Source organism: Psychrobacillus sp. FSL W7-1493 (assembly GCF_038004905.1).
Taxonomy (GTDB): domain Bacteria; phylum Bacillota; class Bacilli; order Bacillales_A; family Planococcaceae; genus Psychrobacillus.
This window is the reverse complement of the sequence record NZ_JBBOSB010000001.1, coordinates 1,602,489-1,617,873: the sequence shown is the minus strand read 5'-3', so window position 1 is coordinate 1,617,873 and position 15,385 is coordinate 1,602,489. Positions and strand designations below refer to the sequence as shown.

The 15,385-nt window shown below is 34.3% G+C and carries 14 protein-coding genes; 3 read left to right on the top strand and 11 right to left on the bottom strand.

The features are described 5' to 3' along the window. Positions 1 to 59: 59 nt before the first annotated feature. The 10 genes from MKX96_RS08155 to MKX96_RS08110 all read right to left on the bottom strand — a co-directional run bounded on the left by MKX96_RS08155 (position 60) and on the right by MKX96_RS08110 (position 10,628). Positions 60 to 815, bottom strand: a complete 756-nt coding sequence (locus MKX96_RS08155; protein WP_340883160.1) for a prepilin peptidase — start codon at positions 813 to 815, stop codon at positions 60 to 62. A 9-nt stretch (positions 816 to 824) separates the two neighbouring features. Further along, positions 825 to 2,384, bottom strand: coding sequence for a sensor domain-containing diguanylate cyclase (locus tag MKX96_RS08150; RefSeq protein ID WP_340883159.1), 1,560 nt, complete (start codon positions 2,382 to 2,384; stop codon positions 825 to 827). Between the two features lie 42 nt (positions 2,385 to 2,426). Then, positions 2,427 to 3,149 (bottom strand): hypothetical protein, encoded by a 723-nt coding sequence (locus tag MKX96_RS08145; protein WP_340883158.1) that lies wholly within the window; start codon positions 3,147 to 3,149, stop codon positions 2,427 to 2,429. Beyond that, positions 3,146 to 3,727 (bottom strand): PilN domain-containing protein, encoded by a 582-nt coding sequence (locus MKX96_RS08140; protein ID WP_340883157.1) that lies wholly within the window; start codon positions 3,725 to 3,727, stop codon positions 3,146 to 3,148. The genes MKX96_RS08145 and MKX96_RS08140 overlap by 4 nt, the downstream gene beginning before the upstream one ends. Continuing rightward, positions 3,727 to 4,707, bottom strand: a complete 981-nt coding sequence (gene pilM, locus MKX96_RS08135) for a type IV pilus biogenesis protein PilM (protein WP_340883156.1) — start codon at positions 4,705 to 4,707, stop codon at positions 3,727 to 3,729. Before pilM ends, MKX96_RS08140 begins: the two co-directional genes overlap by 1 nt. Positions 4,708 to 4,827: 120 nt before the next feature. Beyond that, positions 4,828 to 5,334, bottom strand: a complete 507-nt coding sequence (locus MKX96_RS08130) for a prepilin-type N-terminal cleavage/methylation domain-containing protein (RefSeq protein WP_340883155.1) — start codon at positions 5,332 to 5,334, stop codon at positions 4,828 to 4,830. A gap of 31 nt (positions 5,335 to 5,365) precedes the next feature. Continuing rightward, positions 5,366 to 6,571, bottom strand: a complete 1,206-nt coding sequence (locus tag MKX96_RS08125) for a type II secretion system F family protein (protein WP_340883154.1) — start codon at positions 6,569 to 6,571, stop codon at positions 5,366 to 5,368. Then, on the bottom strand, positions 6,571 to 7,611 hold the full coding sequence (locus MKX96_RS08120) for a type IV pilus twitching motility protein PilT (protein ID WP_340883153.1): 1,041 nt from the start codon (positions 7,609 to 7,611) through the stop codon (positions 6,571 to 6,573). Before MKX96_RS08120 ends, MKX96_RS08125 begins: the two co-directional genes overlap by 1 nt. A 10-nt stretch (positions 7,612 to 7,621) precedes the next feature. After that, complete coding sequence (locus MKX96_RS08115; protein ID WP_340883152.1) at positions 7,622 to 9,286, bottom strand: GspE/PulE family protein; 1,665 nt, start codon at positions 9,284 to 9,286, stop codon at positions 7,622 to 7,624. Positions 9,287 to 9,302: 16 nt separating this feature from the next. Continuing rightward, entirely contained in the window at positions 9,303 to 10,628 is a 1,326-nt protein-coding gene (locus tag MKX96_RS08110) for a VanW family protein (RefSeq protein ID WP_340883151.1), read from the bottom strand. 243 nt (positions 10,629 to 10,871) lie between these two features. On the opposite strand from MKX96_RS08110, the gene MKX96_RS08105 reads away from it, so the two are divergent. The 3 genes from MKX96_RS08105 to MKX96_RS08095 are packed head-to-tail and all read left to right on the top strand — an operon-like array spanning position 10,872 to position 13,560. Then, the gene (locus tag MKX96_RS08105; protein WP_340883150.1) at positions 10,872 to 11,273 is read left to right on the top strand and encodes a type IV pilus modification PilV family protein; all 402 of its coding nucleotides are present in this window, start codon (positions 10,872 to 10,874) and stop codon (positions 11,271 to 11,273) included. Next, positions 11,266 to 11,775, top strand: a complete 510-nt coding sequence (locus MKX96_RS08100) for a PilW family protein (protein WP_340883149.1) — start codon at positions 11,266 to 11,268, stop codon at positions 11,773 to 11,775. The genes MKX96_RS08105 and MKX96_RS08100 overlap by 8 nt, the downstream gene beginning before the upstream one ends. Continuing rightward, positions 11,776 to 13,560, top strand: coding sequence for a hypothetical protein (locus MKX96_RS08095; RefSeq protein WP_340883148.1), 1,785 nt, complete (start codon positions 11,776 to 11,778; stop codon positions 13,558 to 13,560). A 95-nt stretch (positions 13,561 to 13,655) separates the two neighbouring features. Here MKX96_RS08095 and MKX96_RS08090 read toward each other — a convergent pair whose 3' ends face one another. Next, positions 13,656 to 15,362: a sensor domain-containing diguanylate cyclase gene (locus tag MKX96_RS08090; RefSeq protein WP_340883147.1), complete on the bottom strand. Its 1,707-nt coding sequence runs from the start codon at positions 15,360 to 15,362 to the stop codon at positions 13,656 to 13,658. Positions 15,363 to 15,385 lie beyond the last annotated feature (23 nt).

The following is a 15,385-nucleotide window of genomic DNA, read 5'->3' as shown; positions in this document are numbered from 1 at the left end:
CCATTCCCCAATTAAAAAAGGACAAGACCTTTGTCGGCTTGCCCTAAAAACTTATCGAGTTAAAAAAACAAATTAATATACAAGTCGACAATTGCTTGACCATAGAAAAAAGAAATTATCGCTGCGATTGCTATAGAAGGTCCAAATGGAATAGGAGTTTTCCTTCCCTGCTTGGATATTTTCAACGTAATAATACCCACTACCGTTCCTATAACAGAGGCTAAAAATAATGTCACTAAGGTGGATACCGTTCCTAACACGACACCAATAACAAAGAAAAGCTTGATATCACCTCCACCCATGCCACCTTTCGACACCATAGCGACTAAGAGTAATATTCCAAATCCAACAATTGCTCCGACTATACTGTCCCACCAAGGAGTTAAAGGTGAGATAATGCGACCAATAATTAGTGGAATTAAAAAGAATAAAAGTATTTTATCAGGAATGAGCATATACGCAATATCGGAAACTGTAATGATAATTAATAAAGAAATAAACAACAGTGAAACAAGGAACTCCCACGAAAAACCAAGTTGGAAGTATGCAAATGTGAATAATACACCGGTAGTTAGCTCGATAACTGGGTAAACCCAATGGATTTTAGTATCACATCCGCGGCACTTTCCCTTTAAAAAAACATAGGATAAGACCGGCACCAAGTCTTTAGCCGTTAAATTGCGATCACATATCGTGCAATGAGAAGGCGGGCGAACAATAGATTCACCTTTCGGGACTCTTAATCCCACTACATTATAAAAAGAGCCAAGCACTAAACCATATATAAATACTAATATTGCGATTACGATTTCCATTCAAACACCTTATTTCCTACTTTTTAAACTTTCTTTATCTGCATACATATTGAGGTCAGCTACATGAAAAAGATCCTCAAAGGAACCTCCCTGCTCAGGGCAGTAGGCTATCCCAATACTTGGTATAACCTTGATATGGATATCGTTATAAATAAAGTTTTTTTCCTTAAATGTCATTCTTAATTGAGATAGCCATCCATCAAAGTCTTCACGGGTTTTAAAGTCATCCAAAAATAGAACAAACTCATCTCCACCAAAACGGGCTACCAAATCGTTTTTATTCGTTGCATCTTTCAATACTTCAGCAGTATATTGCAGTACTTGATCCCCAACCGAATGACCAAAGCTATCGTTAATAATCTTAAATTGATTTAAATCTAGTAAAACAAAGTATGCCTCTCCAGCTTCCTTTTGCGACATTTCTACTAATTTTTTGTTAATATGCGTGACAAAAAAAGCTCGATTATGTAAATCAGTCAGGACGTCATGATAGGCCATATGCATAATCATTTTTTCCTTTTCAACCTCGCTCGTGACATCTCTAAGCATAGCGTAGTAGATTCTTTCCTTTCCAGTAACCACGTACTTGGCATCTATGGAGATGTGTATTCGTCCATCAAGGTATAGATTGTCTAGTGCCAAAGAATAGTCTCGTAAAGTACCTTTTAGCTGAAGTTGTTCAATTAGTTTCCGGAGAAGCTTTTTATTATGCTTGGTCCGCGCATATTTCATCAAATTCATATCCGTAGGATCACTGATATTCAACAGAAACTTACCTTGCTTGTTTATTTCTAAAATATCCAAGTTATTATCTAATATCATGATTGGTATGGGACTGATATCAAATAAGGTTCGATACCGCCGAGAAATGTTTGGCAGTAAGTCGTTATGCAGGAAGGAAAAAGATATAAAAATGGAGAAAACAATTCCTTCAATCAGGAATGTATAGGGAGGTATATGTTCCCCGAAATTTAGATAACCCATGGACGCCTTTAAAGTAAACACAACCAATGTACAAACGATTAAAAACTTTAATAGCTTTCGTTGCTGTAAATTCACGGTCTTTCGCAAACCTATCATTAAAATAAAAACCATCATAATATTCAACATAGCGGATGACGTCAAAACAATATAATATTCCTCATTATAAATAGGCACGTACCAGAAGCCCCTTGACTCGTGAGAAATAAATGGAATGGTCCTCCAATGTAAAATTTGAGCCACTAGCATGATCAAAAAAGGCACATAAAAGACAACAGGATACACGATGCGTGGGATATATATGTACAAGTTGGAAACGTGTATATACAAATGGAGAGTAAGACACACCACCAACAAACCAATTAAACCAAGTCCAATACCAGAAACGGTTGAACTATATTCAATCGGTAACAGGTGCCGAAAAAACTCCCCAAAGTAAAGGAAACTGTAGGCCACTAAAATAGCCGTAATCAATCTATTTTCCAATCTCCTGGACTGCTGTATTAGCACCACACAAGCTAAGCCAAACAAATATAAAGCCGGCATAATATACACGGCTAGATAAATACACAATTGAGATATCGACATAGATAGACTCCCTATCTAGTTATTTTATAAATGTTAGATGAATCATTCCTTATGAAAGAAAGTAGTTAATTGAATGGTGGCTGAGGTAGCAGTAGGTAATTCTTGATCTAACAGCTCTTGTTCCCCAGGAGCATTCATCGTAATTTGATCTACTCTCAAGACTCGCTCTAAATTTTCTATTTCTTCTATTAAAAGAACTAAATGTTCATAGTTTTTAGTTTGGACAGTTACATTGAAGGTAATTAACTTTAAATTAGCTGGCAAAGTAATTTCTGAAACTGAGGAGATAGGAAGTTCCTCTAAAGCTTCCTCATTAGCTTCTGTGGTCTCGTTATCTTCCGTATCTTCCGTGACTTCTCCAACTTTTTCTGTATCTTCTGTATTATCATGAACCGGGTAAAGAGCTAATTGTGCTTCATCTATAATTCCATCATAATTATTAAATTCAATAGATTCTATTTTTGAATCACTTAGCAGCTCTACTTCCTCTAAAGAAAGCAAGAGTTGATCTAATTCGCGTTCTAACGGCACCTTGTCTTTCATCTTGAATACATTCTCATCTGAGTTAACATCAAGTTCAAAAGTATTATATTCATCTCTTAAGACCTTAACCTCTCCTTTAAGCACTTCAACAGTAACCTCTTTAGTATCTCTCTCATTTTTTAGAGGTGAAATTAGAAAATAATATAATGCAAATAACAACAGCAAGACTAATAAACCAATTAAAATAACGGTATTTTTTTTATTACTTACTAGCTCATTCAAGGAGTTACACCACCATTTTTCAAATAAACGGAATCAATTTCTAAAGTTAATTCTGCCGAATATCTTGGAATTATTTCGAAATATACTTTGTTTTCTTGTTCCGAGCTATCTATGTCAAAGCTAGTAACACTCTCTACCTTAATATCGTTAAAATATTCGCTTGCAGAAAGGTTCGTAACCAATCTAGATATGGTACTCATTGTTTCAACATCCAAAGTAAGCGTGATTTGTTGCTCTAAAAACTCATATTTTCTAAGATATGTATGTTTCTCCAATAGGGAATTGACCTCTATAAGTAATGGGCTTACAGGATATGAAATATTCTCAGCGAATGAAACAGAAGCTATCAAATCCCCTTCGCTCGAAGTCTTCACACTTTCCAAATTAGTTGTCAAATCTACCTGTTCCTCTAAAGAATACGCCTCATCAGAACTTAAAGTCTCAATATCTCTTGTTAACGTAATATATTGAATGAAAAACCATAACAATATCGTGATAAATAAAATTAAACTTATGGCAAAAATCAATATAGTGTTAGATTTCTTTCTTTCTCTTTCCGGCAATAAATTTATTTCCATTATTGTTCCTCCCTATATATCAGTCCAATAAGTGGAATATCTTTAGAAGAGAAGTTTGCATGAAATGCTTGAACTTTTCCGTCGTTTATATATTGAATCGGTGTATTAAAGCTGGACCTCATCTCAGAAACAATATAATCCATCTCTGGTGAACATCCAAAGACAATAATTTCATCTACTGCCCTTTCCCCTTTATATAAGGAAAAACGATAGAAGTTTAGTATTCGGTCTAATTCAGCTATCTGATCTAAAAGTTGTCCGCGGTACTCTTCTATATTACCGTTATAAGTAAATTGATGTTGGTTATTATCTAGAATAAATTTCCATTTTTCCTTCGATATGTCGATTGGTTGATGGCGCAAAAACTCAACTTTTCTATCCTTGTAAATACTAATGGAAACACCATCTAAAGCCCATTCTGATATTAAGTAACTTTTTCCCTTAGCAAGGCCTATAGTCTTCTCAAAAAAACGAATGGATGATAGTGGTCTTACATCTGCAATTGTAGGGTGAAGAGATAAATCGTCCAATAAACCAGCTAACTTATTTATTTCCTCAGATGGTGCAGCAAAAAGAGTTGCCTCTCCATCGTTTGGTAGATAATCATAAACGTCAATTAATGGTTGATTGAAAGGTAAGTGGATTGTTCTCCCTAACTCCATCTCTACATATGACTTTAACTTTTCAGTTGACACATCCGATGGGTGTTCGAATGACTTCATCATCACTGAACTATCTGGCACAAAAAAGCGAACGTCATATCGCTTTACTTCCCACTCTTGAACTAGCTTTTTCAATATGTCATAAAGAACCATTTCATCTACTAAAATGTCTCCTTCAAAAATTCCACTATTTAGTGGGTATTCGTATATGGTAGCCTGCTTAATGTCTGATGTATTCATTACGATTGCTCTAATCAAATACTCATTCACATCAAAAGCAACATATCGGTTTGATTTTTTCTTGAATCTATTAAACATTTTATCACCCCTATGTATAACGTTATTTAGATTTTCATTTGAGCCAATGAATTAACACAAGCTTAAATCAAAAACTAAGAATCTACAGCAACTTCCAGCTGCTGTAGATGGTTAACTTAATTATGGTTGAGTAATTGTTTCACCTGTAGCTGCGCCAATAGTGTAGTTTCCTGCTCCGCTACCTTTATTAGAATCACTATTAATTCCTTTAATAGTTGCATTAGTAAAAGTAACTTTTTTATTACCAGAATAATTTACCTCTGCTTTGCTTAGAGATATTGGACTACTTTTAGTAACTTCAGCAGTTAGTGGTATCGAACCCTCCGACTCTAAATACTTATTAGTTTTTAATTCTGTCACAGTAACTTTTGTTTTACTTGAATCATCTGTAAAATACAACTGTGCTGCACTTAACACATTCGTTGCATCTGCTTTAACTGCGTTATATCTACTGTTCTCTATTATGTTCCCGATTGCTGGTACTGCGATTGCAGCTACAATAGCTAAAATTACAATTACTGCTAATAGTTCAACTAGTGTTAAACCCTTTTGATTTTTTAATAATTGCTTCATTTTTTTCATTTTATTATCCCCTTTGCTTGTATGTTTTTTTGATTCGTTCGTCATGAACTTTTCACCTCCTTTTAATGAAAACCTTCTAAATTTGCTCGTACATGCTAAACATTGGCACCATGATTGCCATTACAATCGTTCCAACTACCCCTGCTAAAAATACAATCATTAACGGCTCGATCATTGATTTTAACGTGTCTACTGTTCGATCTACGTCATCCTCGTAAAAGTCAGCAATTTTTTCAAGCATATAATCCAAAGAACCCGTCGATTCTCCAATGGAGGTCATCTGTGTTACAAGTGGAGGGAATATCCAGCTTTTAGCTAATGGTGCTGAAAGCGTACTTCCTTGTTCAAGACTAGTACGAGATTCCCTTACTACTTTTGCAACAACGGGGTTGCCAATAACGTTCTCCACAATAGACAATGCATGTAAAATTGGAACAGCGCTGCTGAACAATGAGGAAAGCGTTCTTGTCATTCTAGCAATTGCAGATTTTTGAAGTAGCTTTCCGAATATCGGTAACTTCAACAAAATTAAGTGGAACCCATAGTTGAACTTTGCGTTATTTTTATATAAATAATTTACAATAATTCCGAAGAGCAAACTTATAATCAAGAATATATACCAAGAGGACTGTAAGGATTCACTTAAAGACATCACTACTTTCGTAATTAGTGGAAGATCCGCGCCCAAATCATCGAACATCGAGACAAATTGCGGGACAATAGTAAGCATTAAAAACACTGATACGACTATTGTTAAAAACAACAAAATAAGAGGATAGGCTAAAGTAGACTGAACCTTCTTCTTTAAGTTAAATTGTTTTTCATATGAAAAAGCTAACCTATCTAACGATTCGTCTAAATTACCTGTCGCTTCACCGGCTCTGATCATATTTACGAAAAGTACTGGGAAAATTTTAGAGTTTTTGGATGCTGCATCAGAAAAAGATAAACCCGATCTCACATCCTCTTCAACCGCCTGCAGACCTTTCTTTAATGGCTTACTAGATGTTTGCTCTGCCAATATTTTAGTAGATTCCAAAATCGAGACACCAGCTCTAATTAGAGTTGCAAACTGTCTGCTATAAATAACAAAATCTTGATTTTTTACGTTTCCTCCTAAAGATAATTCTTTATGAAGAACACTTTTAGATTCTTCAATTTCTCGTGGGTTAATTCCCTGAGAACGAAGTCTAGTAATGGCCATCTGTTTATTAGTAGCATCTACAATTCCTTTTTTAATCGTTCCCCTAGAGGTTCTTCCAACATATTTATAAACGACCATTAATAGTCACCTACGTTCATAAAGGGCTTAGCAACTTCAAAGGTAATTGTACCTGCGCTCACCAGTTGTTGGATGGAGTTTTCAAGCGTATGCATCCCTAGTGCTCTACTAGTTTGCATAACATTTTGTATTTGGTGTATTTTTTCATTTCTAATGAGATTTGCAACTGATGATGTCTGTATTAAAACCTCAGTGGCAGCTACTCTACCTAATTCATCCTGCTTAATAAAAAGCCGTTGAGAAATAATTCCTTGCAATACATTCGCCAGCTGAACACGAATTTGTCCCTGTTGATGTGGAGGAAATACATCAATAATCCGATCAATAGTAGTAGGTGCGCTACTAGTATGTAAAGTCGCCATTACCAAATGCCCTGTCTCAGCTGCAGTGATTGCTGTAGAAATCGTTTCTAAATCTCTCATTTCCCCAACTAATATTACGTCAGGGTCCTGTCTCAATGCTGCCCGAAGGCCATTTGCAAAACTATTAGTATCTGAACCTACTTCTCTTTGATTTATAATTGATTTTTTATGCTCGTGCACATATTCAATCGGGTCCTCTAAAGTAATTATGTGTTTAGAGGTAGTAGTATTAATATAATCTAGCATCGATGCTAATGTTGTAGATTTCCCTGAACCGGTAGGGCCTGTCACCAATATTAGTCCTTGAGGCTTTTCAGACAAGGAGTAAAGTATGTCTGGCATCCCTAACTCCTCTATCGTAGGAATTTGATACTCAATCATTCTTATAGCAACTGCCACATTACCTTGCTGGTGATAAGCATTTATGCGGAAACGGCATAAATTAAGTAAAGAATAGCTGAAATCTAGTTCACCTTTGCCGTTAAGCTCTTGCTGCATTTCAGTAGTTAATAATTCTTCAATAATTTCTTTTGTATCATTTTTATCCAAAATAGCGTCTCCATAGTTTTCCAGCTTTCCATTTCTACGATAAACTGGTGGTAGCCCTACGGTTAAATGAAGATCAGACGCTTTTATCTGAAATGCTCTTTCTAATAGCTTTGTAATATCAAACTTCATATATGTCACCTCAATTAACTGTAGCTACTCGAAGAACTTCTTCTGTAGTTGTAAGCCCCTCTTTTACTTTCAATAAACCATCCTCTAAGAGTGTTAAATATCCAGTTTCCTCCATATATTTACGTAGCTGTGCTGGACTTTTACTAGTTAAAATGACATCTTTCACAAAATCATCTACAACCAATACCTCATGAATCGCTAGCCTTCCGCGATAGCCAGTTTGGTTGCAAGCAGGACAACCTCTCCCCCGTCGAACATCCTCAATATAGATTCCTCTTTCATGAAAGATTTCTTTTTCTCTTTCATTTGCTCTTAGGCTCTCTCCACAATCACGACATACTTTTCTTACTAATCGTTGTGCCACAATTCCTACCAGTGAAGATGAAAGTAAAAAAGGTTCAATTCCCATGTCTTTTAAACGCGAGACAGATTCGATAGCACTATTGGTGTGAAGAGTACTCAATACTAAATGTCCTGTTAAAGAAGCCCTGACAGCAATTTGAGCAGTCTCAAGATCACGTATTTCTCCAACCATTACAATATCTGGGTCTTGTCTAAGGATAGAACGTAACCCGGCAGCAAATGTTAGGTCTACTTCTTCTCGTACTTGAATTTGGTTGATACCTTCAAGTTGGTATTCAACGGGGTCTTCAACAGTAATAATATTTACTTGTTCATTGTTTAGTTTGTTTAATGCTGCATATAGCGTTGATGATTTACCTGAACCCGTTGGACCAGTAAGAAGGACGATTCCATTAGGATGTTCTATCATCTTATTGAAAGCTTTTAAATTTTTTTCATTGAAGCCTAGCTTTGTTAGGTCGTTTAAAGCATTGGTCATGTCTAAAATACGCATTACTACCTTTTCTCCATATATTGTAGGCAAGGTGGAAAGTCTTATGTCAATCGCTCTCATGTTAACGGTTATTTTTATACGACCATCTTGTGGAACTCTATTTTCAGTAATATTTAAATTTCCCATTATTTTTATACGAGCTAGTATCACATTTTGCATGTACTTGGGTAATGATCGTTCTGTTTTTAACATTCCATCTACACGATATCTAACCTTCAAATCAGTCTCCTGAGGATCAAAATGAATATCACTCGTACGTTGAGCCACACCATTGGCAATTATTTGATTTACTAAGCGGACTATTGCAGAATCCTCATCCGTAATTTGTGTATCATTCTCAATTTCAGTCGGAGTCATATCAATCAATGCTTGATCCATTGATTCTTGTAGATCATAGTACTTAGTTATCGTTCGAAACAAGTCATCCTTAGCAGCAATGCTTGTCTCAATTTGACAGCCAGTAGCCATACGAACCTCTTCAATTGCAAAGTAATCCATGGGATCTGCCATCGCTATTAAAAGTTTATTCTTATTCTTTTTGAGAGGCATTATATTGGTTCTCTTTGCCAGTTCCTTAGGCACCAGCTGAAGAAGTTCAGGATCTATAGAATATTGATTTAAGTTTACATGAGGAATACCTAGTTGAAATTCTAAAACCTCTATCAATTGTTGTTCTGTAATAAGATTTTCAGTAATCAAATAGTCTCCGAGCTTTTCATCTCTTCTTTTTTGACTTAATGCAAAATGTAATTGTTCATCAGAAATTACATTTGATTCTACTAATAGATCACCCAATAATTTTCGAGTTTTATTTTTCACTTGATGTCTCCTCACTTTATTTAGGAGTTATTATATTTCCAGCCTTATCATAATAACTACCCTCTGGTAATGTATCTGAATCTATATTTTCAGATTCTTCAATATCATTCTGCTCGCTTTGATTATTTGTATTATTTGAATCGTTATTTCCTCTATCCGGTAATCCATCCCCATTTAAATCGACCTCAAGGTCTTTATCACTAACATTAGGCTCACCTACTGCCTTCATAATAATTCTATGAGTAGGTGGATAATAGTCTGTACTCACCAATTCTTGAGATTCATAAGGCCCTTGCTTATCGGATACAGTTCTATAAACAGATACTTTTAAGCCTGGCACACCTTCTTGGACAAGAGTTTCTTCTCCTGCATTCATAGTCGAAGAATAGCGGTATATCGTTCTAGGTGTTACTGGTTCTTTTTCAAGCACCTGATATTCACCTTTTATATTATTAGGAACAGAGAACAACTCTACTAACAATGCATTGTCTTTTAAAATAACCTTTAAAATAGAAGGTGTTTCATTAATATTTTTAAACTTAAAATCTTTTCCAGAGTTTATATCAACTTTTGCTTCTATTCCTGCTTCTAGGTAGTTAGGGATTTTTTGTTGTGAATGTCTCTCGATAATTTCATAATTTGTTTGCAAAATCACACTATATAATAGAGATGCTACTAAATCGATTGTTTCTTCATTATAAGTAATACTATCCTTCTGAATTTTTTCCTTCAGAGAAAATATCTGTCCATTAGGGATAACTTGATTATTTAAGGCATCTATAATTTCTGGAAGATTTACTAAGTTTGAACTCATTTCCTCCAAAGTAAATGCTTGACGCTCTGATTCTAGAATGGATAAATCTAGTGCCACTGTTTCAATTGGCTCATTCGACAAATTTTCTGCATGTTTTTTAATGTTTGAAATTGTTTCCTCTTGGTTTAAATGAGAATATTTAAGAAGTTCATTTTTCAAGGTTTGATCCATTTTTACACTTAGTGGTATATGTATCACAGGATCTTTTTTCCAAAAAGTGTACCAAGGCCGAGAAGATTCTATCAAATAACTTTCAATGGTAGTATTTACATCAAAAGTAAACCAGTCAGGGTTTAACGAAATATCTGTACCATTACCGGATAAAACAATAGGATTTTCCTTCCACAATTTAATTTCTTCTTCTAGTAAAACTTTTATTTCATCAACTTTTTCAGATTCAATTTCTATATTTCCAATAGTTGAGCCAGATTCCGTGCTTTCTGCCATTACAAGCACTGTAGGTTGGAAGGAAACTACATAAAAAAACAACAAAAATATAGAAAGGAATAATTTACTTGTTTTTTTCATTAATCTCACTCCTTAATTTATTCCAAAAATATATTTCGCTTCTATTTTTTCATAATTTACGCCAAAATGTTACAATAAAAATATTAACTTATAATTAAGTAAAATTACACAGGATAATAGTAATGTTTTTATAAAATTAATGTTTAATCAAAAATTAATTGAAACATTTTGCTTATTTATATATGATAAAACTAGTTCCAACGGTTTAAATATTGGATTTTCTTGTAGAAAAGGGTGGAGTATATGAAGAATGAAAAAGGATTCTCGTTATTAGAAGTTTTGGGTTCTCTAGTAATATTAACTATAATTTCCCTTTCTTTTTTTCAAGTTTTTATTAATTCTAATAAAATTGCGACTGTTAATAATGAAAAGTTAGTAATGATATATCTAGCAGATGCCAATCTTGAACGGACGAAGATTGATCCTTTTGAACACCTTCCTAAAATTGATCCAAATTCCAACTCCCTATATAAAGAAACTAAAGCACATCAAATTTCATTAAATGACAAAGAATATACCGTAACTTTAAATACTACTCAAAATTTAAAAGAGAAAGAGTTAAAAATGTTTAATATTGAAGTAAAAGTAACCTCTAATACAAATAAATCTGGCAGCTCAGTGGAGGGATATGTTATCTATGAATAAATTCTTAAGTAATGAGACAGGACTTACATTAATTGAATTACTCGCCTCCTTAGTTTTAACCATAACATTATCAATCTTTGCATTCAATTTATTAACTAAAGGGTTAGAACATTATGAAAATATAAAAACAACTAATGAACTGCGGGATGAAGCAGATTATATAATGGCACAATTGTTAAAAGAAATTTATACGACTAAAGAGTCGGAAATCACTTTTCACCCTAATCCTGACCAGAATAAAAATTACTTCGTTATCAGTAAATCTGGAAAAACATATAAAAATGGATTCGAAAACCAAAAAATTATTATTCAAAATAAGGAAATACCCTCCCAACACAATAATGTTAGTATTTCCAATAAATCTTATATAAAAAAACAAGACGATGGCAAGGATGCAGTAGAAATCTATAATGTTCGCTTAGTATTGGTAGATTTAAAAAAAAATAAAGAAGTCCATTTTGATAATGAGGTTAGAACAATTAATGATAAGGAGATAAATTAGATGCCATATATGAAAAATCAGAGCGGAAATACATTACTTATAACTCTCATTATTTTAATTGTATTTAGTATATTGGGCCTTAGTTTAATGTCTCTATCATTAAATGGATTAGCTAAAAATGAAATACGAGAGGATAATGTTAGATCTGAGGATTTATCTGAGAAAGGAATCGACCGAATTACTCAGCAGATAAATACTGAACTTACTAAAAAAATTGAAGAGAATAATGGACTAACTCGTACAAATTTTATCAACATACTTAACTCAACTATAAATAAGTACAAATGTACAAATGGTTCTCCTATCACAGACAGTTCAGGAAAAACAGGAACATATACAACATGTATTAAGGAAGTTAAGCCTACCTTTGAAAAAGGTAATCCCACAGTGGAAAACGAGCTTAGAAAGTTAATTGTTTTTGAAAGTCATGGAATCTCCGGTAATTCCACGAAAACTATGGCAACAGAAATTGAAATTGGTGCTGAGTCTGCTCCGGAAACTCTTAAGTATGCTGTAGGGACGAACATAAATACTAAAGATGGAATACAGAATGGAGAAGGTAATCTTTACATGCATGGAGGAGTTTCTGTAAAAGGCGACTTTAAGGTCGATGGTAATATTATTACAAGGGACCGCGGTTATGCATACTTAAACGGTGAGCAATGGATTTCAAGTATATTACCTGAATCAATACCTACCGATGGAATCCCAAACTCTAAAATTGTGTTAGGCAAGAACTTCTATACATTTAATTCAAATCTAGCGTATGGCAATCATATTGCAAACAATAATTTTTCAAATTCAAATTACAAAAAAGAATCAGATATAAAGAAACTATTTCTAGAAGGCAAATCTCCCAAGATAATTGTAAGGGAGCCGGTAGTTAGTCCTATCGGAATAACAGATCAGCGAACAAATTTCTATTTGAGCAATGGAGAAAGGTTCTCTACAGGATTGAACAGTAAAAAAATTGCTAATGTTAATAAACCAAACTCAAAAGTGATACCTACTTATACCGAAAGAGAATGTACAAGATGGTTTATATTTTGCGTAGAATATAAGAACGTAGAAAAAGAAGATGCCACCTTTGAAATGACTGGAAACAATACGTTTGAGCAGTTATCAACTATTGGTAGTCTTGAAATAGAAAATTCAAACTCAATCTTTAAAAAGGGCATGTATGTAGGAGGTAATCTTCAAATTGGAAACAATAATACAACCTATAATCCCTCTAACTATTCCCCCATCACTTTAGATGGACCGGTATATGTTAAAGGAAATGTAAATATTCAAGGAGCAAATTTAAAAAGTAATGTTCTGCTATATGTTGAGGGTGATGTAAACATACAGTATTCAACTATTAACGGAAAGTCTTTAGCTGATAAAAAAGAAGGCTCCTTAATTATTTTCGCTAAAGGACAAATAAAAATTTCTAATAACTCAGTAAACCAGGACACTCCTAGCCAAATTAAAGGATTTTTCTATACAGAAGAAGATTTAGAGATATTTGGTGTAGGATCTAATATTCGAATTGAAGGAGGAATTTCAGCTAGAAGAATTGTCCTGAATGCTATTAGAGGTAGGGCAGATAATAGATCATTTAGTGGTTCCCAAAAGATAACTAATGATAGCTTTTTTGAAGGGGTAGCCGGACAAAGAAGTAAACAATCACGACTACAAATAATTTACGATCAGGATATAATAGAAACCTTCTCTAATCTGAAACAACCGGAACCTATTATATATAAAGTCGAACCTCCTATAGTTAAGGATAGAGAACTATAAGTAAACTTGACCACCCCACATAGTACAGTCCAAAATGTTTAAACAGAAAAAGGCGAGAATGCTAGTTAACAGCATCCTCGCCTTTTTAGTTGTTATTAAGACTTCACATACTCCGCAACTCTATTTCTACCTGCCTGCTTAGCTCCAATATAAAGTGCACGATCAGCATTACGTATTAGAGAATTACCCTCGTCACTATCCTCTGGGGCGGTGGAAACGCCAATACTTGCTGTAATAAAGATGATTTCTTCTCTCGTTACGTCAGCTAGGTCTAGTTCGACCATAAATGGCGTTTGCTCGATTTTTAAACGTAGCTGTTCAGCAAGATTCATGGCTTGTAGCTTGGTGTAATTAGGCAAGATGACGACGAACTCTTCTCCACCGTATCTCCCAACAGTGCCTTCCTTGCCAATTTCACTTTTTATGAGCTGAGCAAATTCTTTTAGAATAATATTTCCACTATGATGTCCATACGTATCATTCACGGCTTTAAATTTATCTATGTCCAGCATGATCAATGAAAGAGATTGATATGCCCCTGCCTCCATTTTTGCCATATCGCCAGCTATTTGTTTGTCTAAATATCTATAGTTAAAGAGTTTTGTAAGCTCACAAATTTCACTTTGTGCAACAGCTTCACGAACCAATCTTGCTTTTTCAAGGGAAACAGCAAAATAGGAGCATAATAAATGAACTATATTTAACTGATATGGCTCAAAGGCGAACTTACTCTTCGTTGCTAGAACCAATACTCCCTCAATTTTTTGGTTGCGGTAAATTGGTACACACATGACACTTTGCATTTCTGTTGATAAAAATGGAGGCTTTTGTGATACCCATTCTACCTGTTTATTAAATAGGGTTGGCTCCCCTTTATCGTAACAAGTACCTGCAAAGCTATTTTGAATTTCTTCATGAGGGAATTCTAGCTCTTTCATACTTCCATCTACCATTGCGCGTAAAATAATAAATTTGCCATTTAAATTATCAACAATAAAAGCACTATCAATAGGAAACATGTTAGAAACTCTTTCCACAAAAATATCTAGTATTTCATTAGATGTTAAACGTTCCGCTAACTCATGTCCAAATTCACTAGCCTTATTCAAATCATTATTGACTTTTTCTGAATCACTATATAAACGAACGATCACAGTTATTGTCATTAACGGGATCCCCATTAACAATAAAGCAATGGGACCTATTGCAGCTTCAAATAAATATAAGCTTAGCCCAAAAGGCAGTGTCATTAAAAGACATGCAGTTTCCCAATAGAAATCTTTTGTAAGAAAAAGTGGTTTAAAGCCGCAAATTACTTCTCGCCCATATAATATAATATGGTTTATGAAAATATAAGAGATGGCATATAAGGAACCAAAAATAATAACGTCCATTATATTCACACTACCCACTTCAAATCCAAGTCCAATAATAAGACTTCCGCATATTACGGAAAGAAAGAAAAACATAGATGAGTTGAAGAAGTATTTAAATAACGTTTCACGTGTTATTTTCATGTGGTAGATAATAGGAAACATGCATAATTGCATCGAAATTAATTCTGCTAGTATACCGAACTGCATGAAAATTGCTACATTGACCCAAAGGACTAGAACAATGGTGGATCCGGCTATCACAAAAGGAAATACACTAGATAACAAGGCTAAAAGTAAATAGTAGCCGTAGTTTTCCCATTCGGTAGGTTTTGTTGGGGAATTTATATACACTAACAGAGTACCTAATGGAACAAAGATAAACCATACGGCTATCATTATATTTTTTGCTCTCTGAGTGAATTCCATAGACCTTTAGACCTCCCTTCAAC